The organism is Lebetimonas sp. JS138 (assembly GCF_000523335.1).
In the GTDB taxonomy this organism is placed as follows: domain Bacteria; phylum Campylobacterota; class Campylobacteria; order Campylobacterales; family Nautiliaceae; genus Lebetimonas.
In genome coordinates this window covers 1183371-1201736 of sequence record NZ_ATHT01000001.1, presented here as the reverse complement: position 1 = coordinate 1201736, position 18366 = coordinate 1183371, and the positions used below count along the sequence as shown (strand labels likewise).

At 30.8% G+C, this 18366-nt stretch carries 19 protein-coding genes; 10 read left to right on the top strand and 9 right to left on the bottom strand.

The window, feature by feature from the left end; all coding sequences use genetic code 11:
* Positions 1-20 precede the first annotated feature (20 nt).
* Complete coding sequence (locus tag DZ67_RS0106875) at positions 21-2237, bottom strand: NADP-dependent isocitrate dehydrogenase (protein WP_024787917.1); 2217 nt, start codon at positions 2235-2237, stop codon at positions 21-23.
* Between the two features lie 167 nt (positions 2238-2404).
* Complete coding sequence (locus tag DZ67_RS0106870) at positions 2405-3328, bottom strand: endolytic transglycosylase MltG (RefSeq protein ID WP_051428199.1); 924 nt, start codon at positions 3326-3328, stop codon at positions 2405-2407.
* On the opposite strand from DZ67_RS0106870, the gene DZ67_RS0106865 reads away from it, so the two are divergent.
* Complete coding sequence (locus DZ67_RS0106865) at positions 3267-6128, top strand: YhdP family protein (protein ID WP_024791934.1); 2862 nt, start codon at positions 3267-3269, stop codon at positions 6126-6128. The two genes, DZ67_RS0106870 and DZ67_RS0106865, sit on opposite strands and share 62 nt — an antisense overlap.
* Here the strand turns inward: DZ67_RS0106865 and DZ67_RS0106860 are convergent.
* From DZ67_RS0106860 to mobB, 7 genes are all read right to left on the bottom strand, one after another.
* Positions 6125-6490, bottom strand: a complete 366-nt coding sequence (locus DZ67_RS0106860) for a heat shock protein transcriptional repressor HspR (protein ID WP_024787913.1) — start codon at positions 6488-6490, stop codon at positions 6125-6127. The two genes, DZ67_RS0106865 and DZ67_RS0106860, sit on opposite strands and share 4 nt — an antisense overlap.
* 13 nt (positions 6491-6503) lie before the next feature.
* Positions 6504-7349 (bottom strand): DnaJ family protein, encoded by an 846-nt coding sequence (locus DZ67_RS11185; RefSeq protein WP_024791933.1) that lies wholly within the window; start codon positions 7347-7349, stop codon positions 6504-6506.
* Between the two features lie 181 nt (positions 7350-7530).
* Positions 7531-8091: an NUDIX domain-containing protein gene (locus DZ67_RS0106850; RefSeq protein WP_024791932.1), complete on the bottom strand. Its 561-nt coding sequence runs from the start codon at positions 8089-8091 to the stop codon at positions 7531-7533.
* Positions 8084-8965: a hypothetical protein gene (locus DZ67_RS0106845; RefSeq protein ID WP_024790043.1), complete on the bottom strand. Its 882-nt coding sequence runs from the start codon at positions 8963-8965 to the stop codon at positions 8084-8086. Before DZ67_RS0106845 ends, DZ67_RS0106850 begins: the two co-directional genes overlap by 8 nt.
* A 40-nt stretch (positions 8966-9005) precedes the next feature.
* Positions 9006-10907, bottom strand: a complete 1902-nt coding sequence (gene metG, locus DZ67_RS0106840; protein WP_024787909.1) for a methionine--tRNA ligase — start codon at positions 10905-10907, stop codon at positions 9006-9008.
* Positions 10904-11752 carry a class 1 fructose-bisphosphatase gene (locus DZ67_RS0106835; RefSeq protein ID WP_024791931.1) on the bottom strand — a complete coding sequence of 283 codons (849 nt, stop codon included), beginning with the start codon at positions 11750-11752 and terminating at the stop codon, positions 10904-10906. Before DZ67_RS0106835 ends, metG begins: the two co-directional genes overlap by 4 nt.
* Positions 11753-11810: 58 nt before the next feature.
* Positions 11811-12296: a molybdopterin-guanine dinucleotide biosynthesis protein B gene (gene mobB, locus DZ67_RS0106830; protein ID WP_024787907.1), complete on the bottom strand. Its 486-nt coding sequence runs from the start codon at positions 12294-12296 to the stop codon at positions 11811-11813.
* A 62-nt stretch (positions 12297-12358) separates the two neighbouring features.
* Between mobB and DZ67_RS0106825 the strand changes: the two genes are divergently transcribed.
* From DZ67_RS0106825 to DZ67_RS0106785, 9 genes are all read left to right on the top strand, one after another.
* A complete protein-coding gene (locus DZ67_RS0106825; protein ID WP_024791930.1) occupies positions 12359-13600 on the top strand; it encodes an MgtC/SapB family protein in 1242 nt (413 codons plus the stop codon).
* A gap of 38 nt (positions 13601-13638) precedes the next feature.
* Positions 13639-14145 (top strand): 3-isopropylmalate dehydratase small subunit, encoded by a 507-nt coding sequence (locus DZ67_RS0106820; protein WP_024787905.1) that lies wholly within the window; start codon positions 13639-13641, stop codon positions 14143-14145.
* Entirely contained in the window at positions 14132-15196 is a 1065-nt protein-coding gene (gene leuB, locus DZ67_RS0106815; RefSeq protein ID WP_024791929.1) for a 3-isopropylmalate dehydrogenase, read from the top strand. Before DZ67_RS0106820 ends, leuB begins: the two co-directional genes overlap by 14 nt.
* On the top strand, positions 15174-15416 hold the full coding sequence (locus DZ67_RS0106810) for a hypothetical protein (RefSeq protein WP_024787903.1): 243 nt from the start codon (positions 15174-15176) through the stop codon (positions 15414-15416). Before leuB ends, DZ67_RS0106810 begins: the two co-directional genes overlap by 23 nt.
* Before the next feature lie 45 nt (positions 15417-15461).
* The gene (locus DZ67_RS0106805; protein WP_024791928.1) at positions 15462-15707 is read left to right on the top strand and encodes a CiaD-like domain-containing protein; all 246 of its coding nucleotides are present in this window, start codon (positions 15462-15464) and stop codon (positions 15705-15707) included.
* Between the two features lie 23 nt (positions 15708-15730).
* A complete protein-coding gene (locus tag DZ67_RS09975) occupies positions 15731-16795 on the top strand; it encodes a CCA tRNA nucleotidyltransferase (RefSeq protein ID WP_035907217.1) in 1065 nt (354 codons plus the stop codon).
* Positions 16796-16797: 2 nt separating this feature from the next.
* Positions 16798-17625 (top strand): formyltetrahydrofolate deformylase, encoded by an 828-nt coding sequence (gene purU / locus DZ67_RS0106795; protein ID WP_024790930.1) that lies wholly within the window; start codon positions 16798-16800, stop codon positions 17623-17625.
* A 108-nt stretch (positions 17626-17733) separates the two neighbouring features.
* Positions 17734-17862, top strand: a complete 129-nt coding sequence (locus DZ67_RS0106790) for a hypothetical protein (RefSeq protein ID WP_024787900.1) — start codon at positions 17734-17736, stop codon at positions 17860-17862.
* Entirely contained in the window at positions 17855-18352 is a 498-nt protein-coding gene (locus tag DZ67_RS0106785; protein ID WP_024791927.1) for a tRNA (cytidine(34)-2'-O)-methyltransferase, read from the top strand. The genes DZ67_RS0106790 and DZ67_RS0106785 overlap by 8 nt, the downstream gene beginning before the upstream one ends.
* Positions 18353-18366 lie beyond the last annotated feature (14 nt).

Here is an 18366-nt window from a genome sequence, read left to right as displayed (position 1 = left end):
TTAAAAAATCCCAAAAGGGATTATCTGAGTGCATCTATAATTTTATTAAAAGTATTACTAGGTCTCATGCAATTAGCTAATTTTTCTTCATTTGGATGATAATATCCGTCAATTTCACAAGAATTACCTTCATTTGCCGCAATTTCTGAAAGAATCTTCTCTTCATTTTTAGCCAATTCTTTCGCAACAGGTGCAAATTTTTCCTCTAAAACTTTATTACCGCAATTTGCAAGCTCTTCCGCCCAGAATTTAGCTAAATAAAAATGGCTTCCTTTGTTATCAAGCTCTCCGACTTTTCTTTTCGGTGTCCTGTCTTCGTCAAGATATCTTGCCACAGCCCTGTTTAAAGCACTCGCAATTATTGTAATTTCTTCTTTTCCGCCCTGTTTTTTGGCAAGTTTTAAACTCTCTGCCAAAGCCAAAAATTCACCAAGGCTGTCCCATCTTAAATGGCCTTCTTTAATAAACTGGTCAACATGTTTAGGAGCACTGCCCCCTGCACCTGTTTCATAAAGCCCTCCACCTGCGAGAAGCGGAACAATAGAAAGTGTTCTTGCACTCGTACCGACTTCTATAATAGGGAAAAGGTCTGTTAAATAATCTCTTAAAATATTTCCGGTTACTGAAATTGTATTTTCCCCCGCCCTGAATCTTCTTAATGTATATCTCATAGCTTTTTCAGGCGCCATTAAATAATATTCGACATCGCTTAAATCATATTTTGGTAGTTCTTCAATAACTTTTTTAATTAAATTGGCTTCGTGAGCCCTGTTGGAATCAAGCCAGAATACAATAGGATACCCGCTTTCTTTTGCCCTGTTTACAGCTAATTTTATCCAGTCTTTAACAGCATCGTCTTTTGCGCTGTATGCTCTCCAGATATCGCCTTTTTGGACTTTATGTTCCATTACTTTGTTGCCGCCTTCATCTTCTATATAAATTTTTCCGTCATCAGGCGCATAAAATGTTTTATCGTGACTTCCGTATTCTTCCGCTTTTTTCGCCATAAGACCAACATTTTGCACAGTTCCTACTTTTGTAGGATCAAACTGTCCTTTTTCAACCAAATCTTTTACAATCTCTTTATACATTCTTGCATATGTTCTATCAGGTACTGTGATAACCAAATCTTTGGTTTCACCCTCAGGCCCCCATCCCTGAAGTCCGTTTTTTATAACCGCCGGAATGGAAGCGTCGATAATTACATCGTTTGGTTTGTGTAAATTTGTAATACCCTTATCTGAATCAACCATATACAGTTCCGGATTTTTTGCATAAATTTCGTTTATTTCTTTTTTTATGCTTTCCTGTTTATCAGCCGGAAGTTTATTTAATTTTGCTTCCAAATCACTTAATCCGTTATTTGGGTTAAATCCGATTTCTTCAAGAGCTTCCCCAAATTTTTCAAAAAGTTCTTTATAATATACCCTGATTGCATCCCCGAACATAACAGGATCGCTTACTTTCATCATTGTCGCTTTCAAATGAAGTGAAAACAAAATATCTTTTTCTTTTGCCTCTTTCATAGTTTTGGCATAAAAATCTTTTAAAGAGTTTCTGTTTATAAAACTTGAACTTAAAATTTCATTTTTTTCTAACTCAAGTTCTTTTAATAATTTTTTATTCCCTTTTTTATCTTCAAAAATTATATTTACCGTTTGATTTTCAGGTGAAACAAAACTTTGCTCGTTTTGATAAAAATCATTATCATCCATATGGGCGACATAACTTTTGCAATTTTCACTCACATCCCTCATTCTGTGAGGATGATTTCTTGCATATTCTTTTACAGGTTCGGCCAGTCTTCTGTCGGAATTCCCCTGTCTTAATACCGGATTTACATTACTCCCTATACATTTAGCGTATTTGAGTTTAATTTTTTCTTCTTCGGCATCTTTAGGCTCTTCAGGATAATCAGGCAAAGGATAGCCTTGTGATTGAAGTTCTTTTACGGCATTTTTAAGCTGAACCACCGAAGCTGAAATATTAGGCAGTTTTATTACATTCGCTTCCGGTTTGTTTACAAGCTCTCCCAAATAAGCCAAATCGTTAGACTGCTTTAGGTTATCAGGTAAAATATCGGAAAACTCCGCTATTATTCTGCCAGCCAGTGATATGTCTCTGAGCTTTATATTCACATCTGCATCTTTGGTAAATGCTTCAACAATAGGTAACAGGCTAAACGTGGCAAGATACGGGGCCTCGTCAACTTTTGTCCATACAATCGTAGGTTTCATATATTCTCCTTTTTTTTATTTTAAATTTTAACCAAGTTTATACGAAAAGTAACAGTTTTTATTCAGTTTTAAAAACCATTGTAACATTAAGTAACAAACAAAGTTTAAACTGAAAAGTGAAAAGTGAAAAATTTTTGTTAATTTTACATTTTACATTTTTTAATTTTTCATTTATTTTTGCATTTTCCGATATTCCTTAAATGTGCTTTATAATTTGTAGCAAAAAGATGGTGTTTTCCGCATTTTACAAAATAAAGATAATTGACTTTTGCAGGAAAAATTGCAGCAATCACAGCCTCGGTTGAAGGAATACATACAGCTACTTTAGGAAGACCGTAAAATTTATAAGTATTAAATGAAGATTTGTCGTTTTTAATCATTTCAGGGGTAACTTTCATATGAGAATATTTTCCGTAATTTAATGCTCCGTCCATTTGAAGTTTCATATGTTTAAAAAGCCTGTTATATATTACAGCGGAAATATATTTCATTTCATTTGCATTTGCGGCTTCTTTTTGTATTATTGACGCAACAATCAAATATTTTTTATATTTGCTGTATTCAAATTTTCCGAAAATTTTATCTGAAATCTGTTTATGATAAGTTAAAGAAACATTATATAAATAATCACAAACCTTTTCAGGACTCATCCCAATAGGTAAAAAATAGGTATCAGGTTTTAAAAAGCCCTCGTCAATATTACAGTAAAAATTTTTTAAATGCAGTTTATTTTCTATCTGTTTGAATATAAAATAATTTGTTTCACCGGGAATAATTGTTATTTTTACAAGAGCCGCTTTAGATGTCGTTAATTTATATAAAAAATCTAATTTACTCATTTTTGTTTTTTTTAAATCTATCCAGCCTGCTTGCGGTTTACCCAAAAGATAAAGTATAATTTTATCTATTATTCCGGTATTAAAATTATTTTTTTCTAAATAATCGATTGTATGATTTACACTGCCTTTTGGAATATATACAACTCTATCGGAATGTAAAGGCAGGGCCAGATAAAAAAGGGTAAATATAATGAATATTATCAAAACTTCAATCCAGGCTGCAATTCTTACAATTTTTTTATTTTTATTCATATTCTTCATATCCTTATTCAAAGGTATAACATTATATAATATTAATTTTCAAAATATGCATATTAAAAAAATTTTTTTAAAAATAGAACATAACAGACTTCAAAGTAATATCGACATTTCATCTATTCCTAAAAATGAAAAAATAAAATTATATAAAATTATCGGATTTGTAAAATTTTTAAAATATATAAAAAAACTGAAAATTTCCGCCCCTTATCTTAACATTGTTTACAATAATCATTTTTTAAATATAAAATACAATAATTTAAACCTAAAAGCATATATAAAAAACATATTTCCAAAATCAAAAATTGTTGTTTATTCACTGAAATATAACGATATTGAAATAAAAAATATAAACCTGAGTTTAAGAAATTATTTAAAATATTTTTTTATAAAAGGTTTTTTTAATTATAAAAATTCATTAATCTATTTTAAAGGTAAACTTTACCCGATATCAAACAGAATAAAACTTGTTTTAAATTCCGATAATTTATTAATAACACAAAAAAATTTTATTATCTCTTTAAATGATTTAAATTCCAAAATAAGTATAAATTTAAATAAAAATAAAATTTTTTCCACAACCTATATTAAAAATTCTATAATAAAATATAACAATATATCAATAGATACCAATTCTTCAACAATATCCCAAAACAATGAAAATTTTCAGTTTTCTATAAAACAACTGCATATTAAAAAGTTTAAAACATTAAAAAATATTTATGCCTATAATATCGAAATAAATACAAACTTTCTAAATTATTATACACAGATAACATCCAAAGCTTTAAAAGCAGATTATAAAAACTTATCAATAGCTTTAAAAAATATTCAAATAAAAATTCCTGATAAAACCTCCGCTTTAATAAATATTCAAAAAGGAGATATTAAAAACAGCGTTTTTTCTTTTTTATTAAATAAAATATACATTATAAAAAACAGTGATAAAATTTCTTATGATATAAATTCTACAAATTTTGTTTCAAAAAGAATAAAAGCGGTTTCTTCAAGCATAAAAGGGGATAAAAAAACAGTTTTAAACAAAATAATTTCAGGTATAGCGGATAATTTTGACTTTAAAATAGAAAATAACAAATTCGATATTACAAATAAAACTTTCACTTCCGAAAAAATCGTTTTTAACGGAGTAAAAATTAATAATCTGAAAATAGATTTTAATAAAAAATATGCACTTTTCAGCTCTAAAGAATATTTCAATAACAAGATAAACAATGTTTTAAAAAAAGAATTAAATATATCTATTCCTCTAAAACAGACAGGAGGGGAAAACAATATAAGAGGGATTGTCAAGTTTGATAAAAACATTTCATTCAATATAGATGTAATTTCTAAAAATCCTATTTTAAAGCTTGATTCTCTTCCCCTTCAGGTCCAAGAAGCCAATATAACCGTTACGCCGGATTATACCTCCTTTAAAATAAAAAAATCATTTTTGGAAATAGCGAGAGGAATTGATCTGTTTTTTACGGGTGTCGGCAAAATCAGTTATGAACCTCTTATTTTGACATTAAAAGGTGTAATAAACAATTTTGTTGTTTATCCTATTTTAGATGTTAAGAATTTCAAAGAAGAAGCAACAATGGATTTGAATTCACTTGAGCTGTTTTTAAAAAATTCTCATGTTTATATAAATTTGGATAAAGACAATATTATTATCAATAATTTAAAGCCGTTACTGCATTACACCCCTTTTAAAAATATGATTGACAACGGTATATTATTTATCTCTTTTGCAAAAAACATTAAAGCTTTAACCTATATAAAACCAAAACTTGCTATTCTTTACAGACACAGCAACCTTCCCGTGGAAAACAATTTATCAAAATTCGCTTTTAATAAAATCACGTTAAATCTGGAACTTAACAAAAATAAAATTATACTTTATAATAATTTCATACAGTTTTTTATGAATAATAACGATTTGTTTTTAAGCTTAAAAAATATAGATATAAATCTTTTCCCTTTGGAAAAATTTTATTATAAAAATTTTAATCAAAAAAACACTGAAAATAAAAATATAATAATTAATTTGAAAAATTCCAATATTTTATATAAAACACATAAGTTTCTCTCCCAAAAAGCATCATTAAAAGAGATTAACAATTCCGTTTCGCTTAATTCAACATATAAAAATTCAAAATTAACAGGCTATACAAAAAACGGTTATTTTTTATTGGAAGGTAAAAATTTTTCAAAAGAGGAATTCGGGGCATTTTTACCTAAATTTAACTTTTTTAAAAAAATAAATCTTGATTTTACGCTGGTTAAATCCCCGGATGATTATTATATAGGAAATGTTTATATAAACAATGCAATAATTACAAAATTAAAGGCACTAAACAATGTATTGGCTTTTTTAAACACAATTCCTTCAATACTTTCCCTTTCAAATCCCGGTTTTTCTTCAAAAGGATATAAAATAAAAAAAGGAAATATCCAATATCTTCTTTTCAATAAAATTTTATATATCAAAAAATCAGATATTGAAGGGGAAAATATAGATTTTTTTTCAAAAGGATATATAGATTTCAATAAAAATTATATCAATTTAAAAACTAAGGCAAAATTAAAATTAAAACTTAAAAAAATACCTGTTATAGGAAAAGGGTTAAGTTATCTGCTACTTGGCAAAGACGGCAGTATAGAAGTTAAAATGATAATAAAAGGAGATTTATACAATCCTAAAATCACAAAAGATATAGGAAAAGCACTTCTTCCTAATCCGTTTAATCTGTTTAAAAGAGTGTTAACCCTGCCGTTTAATATATTTTAAATCTCTTTATCGGGAACCAAAATAAGCTGATAGGTATCTTTTTTTATAACAACGCTTCTGTTTCTCGGAATCTGTCCCTGAGCTTTTTTTAATGCTTCCATTTCTTCTTGCAGGGCTTCTATCTCTTCTTTTAACTGAAGCACTATTTCAACACCGGCCAGATTAACCCCCAAATCCCTGACCAATGATAATATCAGTTTCAACCTGTCTATGTCTCTTTGAGAATAAAGTCTCATTTTACCTTCCGTTCTGTTAGGTTTAATTAAACCTTCCCTTTCATATTGTCTAAGGGTCTGCGGATGGATGTTTAACATTTTACTGACAACACTTATTAAATATACCGGTTCATCATAACTGTGCATTTTACACCTCCTTTTATAATTTTTCCTGCATCATTTTAGCAAGTTCCGGGTCCAGTTCTTCAATTTTAGGCAGTTTTGGAATAAGTTCTATATATAAATTACCGTTATTCACACCATAACCTTTAACCCTTAATTTTTGACAGCATTTGGAATTTTCGGGAACTTTTACATTAATATGCCCTTTAAATGTATCTACACCCACTTTTCCGCCAAAAATCATAGTTTTTAAAGGAACCTCAACTTTTGTATATAAATCGTCACCTTTTCTTTCCCAGTTAGGATTTGGGGTAACTTCCACTTCTAAAATCAAATCCCCTCTTTTACCCTTATGAGATTTACCTTTTCCTCTGATTCTTAATTTTTGCCCGGATTTAAGCCCTGAGGGAATTTTTACTTTTATAGCCTCTCCATTATAATTAATGGTATAAACACCGCCTTTAATGGCTAAATCAAAAGGAATCTGAATTCTTGCATGAACATCCAAATCCGGCTCAAACCCTCCGCCGAAACCTTCGAATCCAAAACCGCCGAAGCCTCCAAAACCTCGACTTGCACCAAAACCTTCTCCGAAAATCTGTGAAAGAATTTCTTCCAAATCGACATCTTTATGCTGTCTGTAAAAATCCTGGAAGTTTTGACCGTTAAACATATTATCGCCCATTGCGTCATACTGCTTTCTTTTTTGGGCATCACCCAAAATTTCATAAGCTGTATTTATTTCTTTAAATTTTTCTTCACATTCGGGCTTTTTACAAATATCAGGATGATATTTTCGCGCCAATTTTCTATACGCTTTTTTAATTTCATCCTGAGAGGCGCTTTCAGAGACACCTAAAACTTCGTATAAACTTTTTGCCATATCCCCTCCTTTAAAAGTGAAAAATTAAAAGTTTAAAATTAAAAAAACAGTTTATTTTTATAATATTTTATAATAAATTTGAGTCAATGTCAATCAATTATTTTTAAAAAACCTAATATAATTTTTCATCATGGCCACTTTTGATAGCCAGATGAGCTTAATTCGCTTTGCTTATTTTCGCTCATTTTTCATTATTTTGAAGCCACCAAAGAAAGGCAAATTTAAGCCCAGGGGTTGTTGTAAATTTATCATTAAAAATTATTTTTTCAGCATCATCTACTTTTATAAAAACAGGCTCAATATCTTCATCATCTATTCCGCCGCCCTCACTTATTTTCATATTTTCGTCAATTACGGCATAATAAAGTATCTGTTTAGAGCCGCTGCTTCCCACACTGCTGTAAAATTCTGTAATTTTTTTAATATTTTTTATATCTACATTATATCCGCATTCTTCCAAAATCTCTTCTTTTGCAATTTCTACAGGAGATTTTTCTTTATCTATTAATCCAGCACAAAGTTCATATGTATAACCATCACCGTTTTTTAAAAAAACCGGCATTCTAAACTGTTTGACTATTAAAAAAGAATCAAAACTTTTATGATACAAAAGTATTGCCACACTGTTATTCCCCACACAGACTTCCCAAAATCTATCTTTGTTTTTATATTTAAAGAAAATTTTTTTCAAAGATAAAAACCTGCCGGAGCAGAGATTTTCTATTTTTTCTATTTCAATCAAAAAGTTTCCTTTCTTTTTCTTTTGTTTTCATTTCAATTTCCATATCCACCAGCATTGCAAAATTAAAATATCCGTTTAAAATTTTTTTATTATATTTACCTACAATTATAGTTTTGGCATATTTAGTGTTTTCTATTAAGTAATTTAGTTCATTAAAAAAATTTTCATCATTTTCAATACCTAAAATCAATACTTTATCACTTTGCCCATATTCTACTTTTTCTAAAAATTTATTTACAAAAACGGGTTTAAACCTCTCCAGTTCAAAATCAAGGGAATATTTTAAATTTTTATTTTCAAAAAACATAAGCGCTTTTGCAAAATTTTTTTTATATACAAAAGGCAGATTTATATCTATCTGATTATATCTGGATTTAAACAGAGAAATTTGTTCTAACTTAATATTTACAGGTTTTAATTCTTCAGAATTTATAAAAATTTTTTTAAATTCTGGATTAGAACTTATTAAAAAACTTTCATTTTTATTAAGTGCCGTTAAAAAAGATTTTTCATTTTCCAAAACAACAACTTTTTTATCTATATTCATTTTTTTTATAATATGGGCGGTAATTTTATCAGTAAAATAAATTTTAGTTTTTATATTTTCATATTTGAATATGTCAAAAACGGCCTTTTTTATAGAAGAAACTAAAATCCAGGCTATCTCTTTATCTATTATTTCAAATTCTTTTTCACTTATTATGGCATAAGCCCCGTTTTTAACAGCTTTTTTTATATCATCAAAATTATTCGAAAAAAAACAGCTTCCTCTCAAAACTTCTTTGGGATTTTCTGTAAAAGAAGTAACTTCACTGATAAAGGGACGGTTTAGAAGTTCCCCTTTTATTAAATTAACTAATGTTTCTATTTTCATTTATTTTTACTTTCACTACTCACCGTTTTCACTATTTTCACTATTTTATCTGCGTTCCGACTTTTTTAGGTTTTTCAGGTCTGATAAGGGAAAAACCGTTTTCATCTTTAGCCCCGAGAAGCATTCCCTCACTAATCATTCCCATAAGTTTAGCGGGTTTTAAATTACTTACAACACACACATAAGTATCAATCAGCTCTTCTGGCGTGTAATATTCTTTAATTCCGGCAATAATCTGACGAGGTTTACCTTCTCCCAAATCAACTTCCAGCCTAAGCAGTTTTTTGGATTTTTTAACCTCTTCAGCCTGAACAACTTTTCCAATTCTTAGCTCGGTTTTAAAAAATTCGTCTATTGTTACCAAATTTTGGGGTTTTTGCTTAATTTCAGATTTTTTCATTAAAGGTTTTTCTATTTTAGGAAAAAGTGGAGGAATTTTTTCTATAATAAAATCTCCAATCAATTTCCCGTCCATTATTTCTTTAAAACTTTTTTCATTTATTTCAAATCCGAGTGTTGAGGCAATTTTTTGAGTGGTTTTTGGCATAAATGCATGCAGATTTACCGCCACAAGCGCCAATAAATTGGCAATAAGCCCAAGAAGTGCGCCTGCTTTTTCATTTTCTCCCGTTTTCATCAAATCCCAAGGTTTGTATGTATCTATTGCTTTATTTCCGATACTTAAAACTTTCCATAACTCTTCTAAAAATTTATGTATCTGCATTTTCCACAAATATGTTTTTTCCAAATCTTTGAGTATATTTCTCGCTTCATTTAATTCCCCTGAAAAATATTTTTCGACATTTTGGGAAGTTATTTTCCCGTCAAAATATTTATATGCCATTCCTATAATTCTATTTAGCAAATTTCCGAGATCATTTCCGAGGTCGTTATTGATTCTGTCTATTAACGCTTTTTCACTAAAATCACCGTCTGCCCCGAACGGCACTTCTCTTAGCATAAAATATCTGAAATTTTCAATTCCGTATGCATCGGCGACTTCTTTGGGGTTAATTACATTTCCTTTACTTTTGCTCATTTTTTCTCCGTCTCTTGTCCACCATCCGTGAGCAGCTATTACTTTCGGAAGGGAGTATCCTATACTCATCAGAAACGCCGGCCAGTAAACAGCATGAAATTTAAGTATATCTTTTCCCACTATATGAAGCTTTGCAGGCCAGTATTTTTTCATCAAACTTTCATCCCCGCTGCCGTATCCAAGTGCCGTTAAGTAATTAAACAATGCATCAAGCCATACATAAACAACATGTTTTGGGTCATTAATCTCTTTTGGAAGTTTAATTCCCCATTCAAAGGAAGTTCTTGTAATGGAGAGGTCTTTTAAACCGTCTTCGACAAATCTTATAATTTCATTCGCTTTTGCTTCAGGCAAAATAGGTTTTTTTGTTTTCAGCCAGTTTAGAATTTTATCCTGATACTTAGAGAGTCTGAAAAAATAACTTTCTTCTTTTATAATTCTTGTAGGCCTGCCGCAATCCGGGCACAATTCATCATTAACAAGCTGGCTAGGGGCCACAAAACTTTCACACCCCACACAATAATGCCCTTCATAATAATCTTTATAAATATCCCCGTTTTCATACATTGTTAAAAAAGCTTTTTGAACACCTTTAATATGCCCGGGGTCTGTGGTACGAATAAATTTATCATAGCTTATTTCAAATTCATCCCACAACTTTTTAAATTTTGCACTTATTTCATCTGCATATTCTTTTGGGCTCTTGCCTCTTTTTCTGGCGGCTTCCTCAATTTTTTGGCCATGCTCGTCAGTACCCGTTAAAAAAAAGGTATCAATTCCCTTAAGTCTTGCATATCTTGCAATGGAATCAGCGATTATAGTCGTATACGCATGCCCTATATGCGGAACATCGTTTACATAATAAATAGGCGTTGTTAAATAATATGTACTGCAGTCGCTCATTTTTTTCCTTTATAAGTATTTAAAACTTTTTCTATTTCATAATTACTTCCGAGAAAGCAGGAAGTAGTGTCATGATAATGCTCATATCCCAGAGTTAAAATATTATTTTCCCCGTCTATTGCAAGGCCTCCCGCACGTTCAAACACATATGCAAAAGGAAACACTTCAAAAAGCTTTCTGAGTTTGCCTTTCGGTTTATCGGTTGCGGCAGGATAAGCAAAAAGACCTCCACCTTTTAATAAAATCTGATGTAAATCCGGCACCATTCCTCCGGAATATCTGAGTCTGTAACCTTCTTTAAAAAAATTATCAATCATTTTTTTATGATACGGGTACCAGCATTTTTGAGTGCCCCCGGGCCCCAATATTTTTCCCTTTTCAGAAAGTCTTAATTCTTTTATATATTCAAATTCTTTTTTTTCTTCATTAAATCTGAAAAGTTCCACCGTATCCCTGGCTACAACAAGCTCCAATCTCGGACCGTATACAACATATGCGGCAGCAACAATATTTTCCCCTGCATAATCCCCTTTATAAATTCCGAAAATACTTCCGACACTTAAATTGACATCTATTAAACTGCTCCCGTCAAGCGGGTCATAAGCAACAAAATATTTACCGTTTTCATTTAACGTAAGGGCATCTTCTTTTTCTTCGCTTATTATCTGTGCCACACTTGAAACGCAGCTTAAATGTTTTTCAACAATTTCATCGCTTATTACATCAAGTTTTGCCTGAACATCCCCGCTTATATTACATGTGTCCGCTTTACCGGTATCCTGTGTTTTAATAGCACTGCTTATTTCAATGGCTATATTTTTTATTCTATCCATTATTTCGGTCATACCCGCTCCTTTTTAATATTTTCACTACTCACCATTCACCTTTCACTACTTACTATTTTTACACTTCTTTTGCATTATTCAATACCCATTCGATTATCTGATCCGTATCATTTAAATTCAGTATTTCTATATTTTGGGGTATTTTACTTTTATCCACACTCTCATCAACGGCCACGGCTTTTATATATCTGAAATAACTTTCATCAACATCACCCCTGAATATCCCAATTCTCGGAAGAGGCAGATATTTAAGCCCTTCAACAAGCAAAATATCAAAATCGTTTATCATATTTATAATTTCATCAAGTGATTTTTGCCTGTGAGAAAAATAAGTGGTTCTGGTGGGGGATGTTACAACAACCTCCGCTCCTGTTGAATAAAATCTGTAACTGTCTTTACCCTCTTTGTCAAACTGCGCCTTGTCGGCCGGATCGTTTTTAATAATCGCTATTTTGTATGAACTGATAAGCCTTTTGGCAATTTTTTCAATCAATGTTGTTTTTCCCGAATTGCTCGGACCTGTAAATGCAACCGCTTTTCTCAAAACATGCCTTTTTTTTTATAATTTTAGCAAAATTTTAATATAATAATAAAAAAGGCTTAATTTTGGATTTGAAATTTTTAAAACTTTTATTAATTTCCATTATTATAGGTTTCAGCATAGGGCTTGAAAGGAGTATCAGATTTAATTCCAAAAACATAAATTCATTTGCAGGAAGCAGAACTTTTGCCCTTATTTCCCTTGCAGGATTTATAAGCGCATGGTTAAATGACAGATATCCTTATTTTTTATATATCAGTTTAATTATTATAGGAAGCCTTACTGTAAGTGCTTATTTATTAAAAGTTATTCATTATAAAAAACAGGGTTCAACCACACATTTTGCCGCAATTATTTCTTATTTTCTGGGAATTCTGGTTTATGCTGGAAAAGTGGAATACGCCATTTTTATAGGTGTTATAATAATTGTTGTTTTGTCTTTAAAACCAAAATTGGAAGAATTAGAGGCAAAAATTTCCGTAAATGATATCAATGCGGCGGTTTTACTTTTGGTTATGACATTTTTAATACTTCCCATATTGCCAAATAAAACAATAGACCCTTATAATTTATTCAATCCGTATAAAACCTGGCTTATGGCCGTATTAATATCTGCTTTATCATTTTTAGGCTACATTTCCCTTAAAATTTTAGGAAACAAAGGAATTTTAATTACTGCAACGGCGGGAGGCCTTTTCAGCTCAACCGCTGTTACTTTCGCACTTAGCAGAATGTTTAGAGAAAATAAAAAAAACCATTACCTTTATGCGGCAGGTATTTCAATAGCAAACACTATAATGTTTGCAAGGGTTTATATTGAGACATTAATTGTAAATCAGGATATATCAAAAAAAATCTTAATTCCCTATCTTCTTGCCACGCTTTTCGGACTTTTTTATTCATATTATTTATATAAAAAATCAATTTCTGAAAAACTGACAATGCAGCTGAAATCAAAAAATCCTCTTGAAATTGACGAAGCTATTAAATTTGCAATTATTTTTGCGGTTATTTACGCAGCCGCGGAACTGGTCAGTAATAAATACGGAAATATAGGAATTTATATTTTATCGTTCTTTTCCGGAATAACCGATGTAGATGCAATAACTCTTTCGTTAAGCTCTCTTGCCCATAATAAAATTTCTTCCATTAGTGCTCTAAACGGTATTATTATCGCAAGTATCACAAATTCTATAGTAAAATTTTTTATTGCCGTTTTTATAGCAAGAAAATTAACAAAGGAGCTTTTTTTCTTTTTTTTATTATCTTTTGCAGGACTTGGGATAGGATATTTAATAGCAATTTAAACTCAGATTTGGTAAAATTTTGAAAAAAAGGGATTTTTATGAATGTAATAACTGGAAGAGTATGGAAATTCGGAGACAATATAGATACAGATTTGATTATTCCGGCAAGATATCTCAATACGTCAGACCCTCATGAACTTGCCAAACATGTAATGGAAGACGCCGATCCTGAATTTCCGGCTAAAGTAAGACCGGGCGATATAATTGTGGCAGGATGGAATTTCGGAAGCGGAAGCAGCAGGGAACACGCCCCAATAGCATTAAAAGCGGCAGGAATTGCGGCAGTGATAGCCAAAAGTTTTGCAAGAATATTTTATAGAAACAGTTTTAATATGGGGCTTCCTATTTTTGAACTGCTTGAAAGTGATGAAATAAACGAAGGCGATTTAATCAAAATAGAAATGGATAAGGGAATAATAAGCGACATTGATACAGGTAAGGTTTATAAATTTACACCAATTCCAGATTTTATGCAAAATTTAATTGCCGCGGGGGGACTTATCAATTATGCAAGGGAAATAAAGGAAAATAATGAAAACATATAATATTGCAGTTATCAAAGGCGACGGAATCGGCCCTGAAATAGTGGATGAAGCCATAAAAGTATTAAATGCGCTCGGTGAAGCGGAAAATATAAAATTTAATTATAAAGAATATCTGCTCGGTGGAAGTGCGTATGACGCCACCGGAACCCCCTGCCCTGAAGAAACAATAAAAGGAAGCCTTGAAAGCGACGCCGTTTTATTCGGTTCTATCGGAGGATATAAATGGGAAAATCTTCCTAAAGAAAAAAGACCGGAAAGCGGACTGCTAAGACTTAGAAAAGAACTGGGACTTTTTGCCAATATACGCCCTGCCATGATATTTGACGAACTGATAAATGCATCAACCTTGAAAAGTGAAATTGTCAAAGGTGTCGATTTTGTAGTTGTAAGGGAACTTACCGGCGGAATTTATTTTGGCCAGCCGAGATACAAAGATAATGAAAAAGCCTATAATACAATGATTTATACAAGAGGGGAGGTTGAAAGAATAGCACATGTTGCATTTAAAGAAGCAATGAAAAGAAACAAAAGGGTAACCTCTATCGATAAAGCAAACGTCCTCGAAGTAAGCGAATTTTGGAGAGAAATTGTTGAAGAAATTGCAAAAGAATATCCTGAAGTTAGTTTAAACCATATGTATGTGGACAATGCGGCAATGCAGATTGTAAGAAACCCTAAACAGTTTGATGTAATCTTAACAGGAAATATTTTCGGAGATATTTTAAGCGATGAATCAAGTATGATTATAGGAAGCATCGGACTTCTTCCAAGTGCAAGCATTGGAGGAAAAGTAGGGCTTTTTGAGCCTATACACGGAAGTGCCCCTGATATTGCGGGAAAAGGGATAGCAAATCCTATTGCTACAATTTTAAGTGCTGCTATGATGATGGAATATTTAAACGAATTAAATGCCGCCGGAAGAATTAAAAAAGCAATAAAAAAAGTATTGGCCTTAGGTTACAGAACACCGGATTTAGCCGAATTTGACGCAAAAGAAGTAGTAAATACATCAAAAATGGGGGATTTAATTGCCAAATACGTTAAAGATTAAAACAAAAACATATGCAAAAATACTTGAATCACAGGGTTTTAAAAAAGAAGCCCTGGAGATTTATGAAAGCTTAGAAAAAAAAGACCAGGAAATAATAGAAGCCATTAAAAGACTGAAAAAAAGAAAAAAATTTAAAGGTGTAAATATTTTGAAATTAAAAGAATTTAACGAAATAAATCAAAAAAACAGATTCGAATTTGAAAAATGGCTTATATTTTAATTTTAAATGTTAAATCTGAATGTTGGTTTAAACAAGGTAAAAAAAATGGATATAAAAGAAACAATACTTGAAACATTGCAGGAACTTGAAGAAAATTCAATAGTTGTAGAAGACAATGCAAATAAAAACAGTTACGAAGATAAAGAATTTCTTTCACATATTAAAGAAAGACTGCTTATTCTGTTTGAAGGCCTGCAATCCCCAAACACCCAAAATCTTGATGTCAAACTTGATGTAACATTAAATTTTCTGGAATATTTATTGGTAAAAATCGATGAAAAACTGAAATAGTGAAAAATAGTGAGCAGTAAGTAGTGAGGAGTGAAGATTTATATAAGGATTTAGAATTTTTAAAAAAATTTTTTGCACCTTACACTAAAAGAGTTTACATTGTAGGCGGTGCTGTAAGGGATGAGATTCTTGGCAAAACACCAAAAGAATTTGATTTAGAAGTTTATGATATAAAACCTCTTGAATTTGATAAATTAATGCAAAAACTCGGGGCAAAAGGAGTAGGTAAAAGTTTTTTTGTATACAAATGGAAAAATTTTGATATTGCCCTGCCCCGCATAGAAATAAAAACATCACCAGGCCACAGGGGTTTTGAAGTAAATTTAATCCAAAATGAAAAAGAAGCAAGTTCAAGACGCGATTTCACTATGAATGCATTGATGAAAAATATTTTCAGCGGAAAAATTTTGGATTTCTGGGGCGGAATTGAAGATATTAAAAACAAAACAATAAGACACATAAATGATGAAAAATTCAAAGAAGATTCCCTGAGGGTTCTAAGGGCAATGCAGTTTGCCGCAAGATTAAAATTTAAAGTGGCTTTCGAAACTGTAAAACTGTGTCAAGAAATAGAATTAAACGATTTAAGCAAAGAGAGAATATACGGGGAATTTGAAAAAATGTTCAATTCAAAATTTTTATACTACGGATTTTATTATTTTATAATATTAAAAATTGCAAAAAAATTATTTAATTTAGATTTTTCAAAAAAAGAATTTTTTCATCTGGCGAAAATATATAAATCAAACCCTCTTGAAGGATATTTTTTGTATCATCTTCTTTATTATAAACATTTAAATAATAAATTTATAATAAAACAGCTAAATCCGCCAAATAAATTAAAAAGGGAAATAAAAATCAAAAAGTGTCCAAAAACCGTTACCAACAGGTTTTTATACGCCCTGGCTTTGAAATATCCGCTAAATACATTCAGCATATTAAACTTTAACTGCTGTGAAAAATGGTTAAAAAAAGAAAATTTATGGAATAAAAAATACAAACCAAAAAACATAAACCCGGACAATCCGAGATTTTCAATATTAAACGAAATAAGAAGTTATGATAAAATAATTATAAAAAAAGGTTAAAAATGCAATATACATTATTAATTGACTGTAATGATGAAAAAGGTCTTATTTATAAAATATCAAAAATTTTATATAAAAATGATTTCAATATCGAATCGCAACAGGAATTTGTGGATAAAGAAAACAACAAATTTTTCTTTAGGGCTGTAATAACCGGAAAAATAGACAAAGAAAATTTAAAAGAAGAAATTTTAAAAGAAGTTTCCTGTGCCAATGTCAGAATATATAAAAAAAGAAAAAAAAGAGTTTTCCTACTGGCTACTAAAGAGGCACATGCGTTGGGGGATATTTTAATAAAACAGTATTCAGGGGATTTGGATATAGAAATTATTGGGGTTATCGCAAACAGAAACAATTTAAAAGATTTGGTTGAAAAATTCAATATTCCTTTTTATTATGTACCTGCGGAAAATTTAAACAGAACCGAGCATGAAAATAAAATGCTTGAAATTATTATGCCAACAAATCCGGATTATATAATTTTGGCAAAATTTATGAGAATACTGACTCCAAATTTTGTTGAAAAATTTCCAAACAAAATAATAAACATTCACCATTCGTTTTTACCTGCATTTATAGGTGCAAACCCTTACAAACAGGCTTACGACAGAGGTGTGAAAATTATAGGGGCAACGGCACATTTCGTAAATAACAATCTTGACGACGGTCCGATAATAGAACAGGACGTCATAAGGGTAGACCATGAAATGAGCTGGGAAGAGATGAGAATCCAGGGAAGAGATATTGAAAAAATAGTTCTCTCACGTGCAATAAAAAAAGCTATAGAAGATAGAATTTTTGTTTATGCAAACAAAACAATAATATTATAGTGATTAGTGAGCTTGCCCGGCCGCTTGCAAAGCGGCGGGGTGGTGAGTGGTGAGTAGCCAAGAAGCCAAGTTCCAAGTTAGCAAGAAAGATAAAAAAAGAAGTAGGAAATGAAAAAAAATGTAGAAGAAATTAAAAAACAAATTATAAAAGAGAGGTTAAAAAACATTTTTTCAAAAAAACCAAAAGCTGTAGCAAAAATTTTAAGTTATTTAATCAAAAGGCAAAAAAATGTTTAATGTTGTACTTTTTAATCCTCAAATTCCGCCCAATACGGGAAATATAGGAAGACTTTGTGTAAATGCCGGGGCAAAGCTTCATATAGTAAAACCTATTGGATTTGATATCGGGGAAAAAGCCGTAAAAAGAGCCGGGCTTGATTACTGGTACAAATTAGATTTAACCGTATGGGAAAACACAGATGATTTTTTAAAAAATATTAATATTGACAAATGCCATTTTGCCACTACTAAAACAGATAAACCATATTTTAAGGCAAAATTTAATATGGGAGATTATATCATTTTCGGAAGCGAGACAAAAGGAATTGACGAAAATATATTAAATAAATATAAAAGCAGATGTATTACCATTCCAATGACAAAAGAAGGCAGAAGCTTAAATTTGGCCGTCAGCAGTGGAATTGTACTTTATGAAGCCATAAGGCAAAATTTTATTAATGGAAAATTGAGAATGAAAAATGGAAAATTGACTGGTATCAATGAATAAAACAAACCCTTTTT

Bases quoted from the DNA above. Each gene is read 5' to 3' on its own strand.
- DZ67_RS0106875 (WP_024787917.1), bottom strand. From the start codon at position 2,237: ATGAAACCTACGATTGTATGGACAAAAGTTGACGAGGCCCCGTATCTT.
- DZ67_RS0106865 (WP_024791934.1), top strand. From the start codon at position 3,267: ATGAATATTATCAAAACTTCAATCCAGGCTGCAATTCTTACAATTTTT.
- DZ67_RS0106870 (WP_051428199.1), bottom strand. From the start codon at position 3,328: ATGAATAAAAATAAAAAAATTGTAAGAATTGCAGCCTGGATTGAAGTT.
- DZ67_RS0106860 (WP_024787913.1), bottom strand. From the start codon at position 6,490: ATGCACAGTTATGATGAACCGGTATATTTAATAAGTGTTGTCAGTAAA.
- DZ67_RS11185 (WP_024791933.1), bottom strand. From the start codon at position 7,349: ATGGCAAAAAGTTTATACGAAGTTTTAGGTGTCTCTGAAAGCGCCTCT.
- DZ67_RS0106845 (WP_024790043.1), bottom strand. From the start codon at position 8,965: ATGAAAATAGAAACATTAGTTAATTTAATAAAAGGGGAACTTCTAAAC.
- metG (WP_024787909.1), bottom strand. From the start codon at position 10,907: ATGAGCGACTGCAGTACATATTATTTAACAACGCCTATTTATTATGTA.
- DZ67_RS0106835 (WP_024791931.1), bottom strand. From the start codon at position 11,752: ATGACCGAAATAATGGATAGAATAAAAAATATAGCCATTGAAATAAGC.
- DZ67_RS0106820 (WP_024787905.1), top strand. From the start codon at position 13,639: ATGAATGTAATAACTGGAAGAGTATGGAAATTCGGAGACAATATAGAT.
- leuB (WP_024791929.1), top strand. From the start codon at position 14,132: ATGAAAACATATAATATTGCAGTTATCAAAGGCGACGGAATCGGCCCT.
- DZ67_RS0106805 (WP_024791928.1), top strand. From the start codon at position 15,462: ATGGATATAAAAGAAACAATACTTGAAACATTGCAGGAACTTGAAGAA.
- purU (WP_024790930.1), top strand. From the start codon at position 16,798: ATGCAATATACATTATTAATTGACTGTAATGATGAAAAAGGTCTTATT.
- DZ67_RS0106790 (WP_024787900.1), top strand. From the start codon at position 17,734: ATGAAAAAAAATGTAGAAGAAATTAAAAAACAAATTATAAAAGAGAGG.
- DZ67_RS0106785 (WP_024791927.1), top strand. From the start codon at position 17,855: ATGTTTAATGTTGTACTTTTTAATCCTCAAATTCCGCCCAATACGGGA.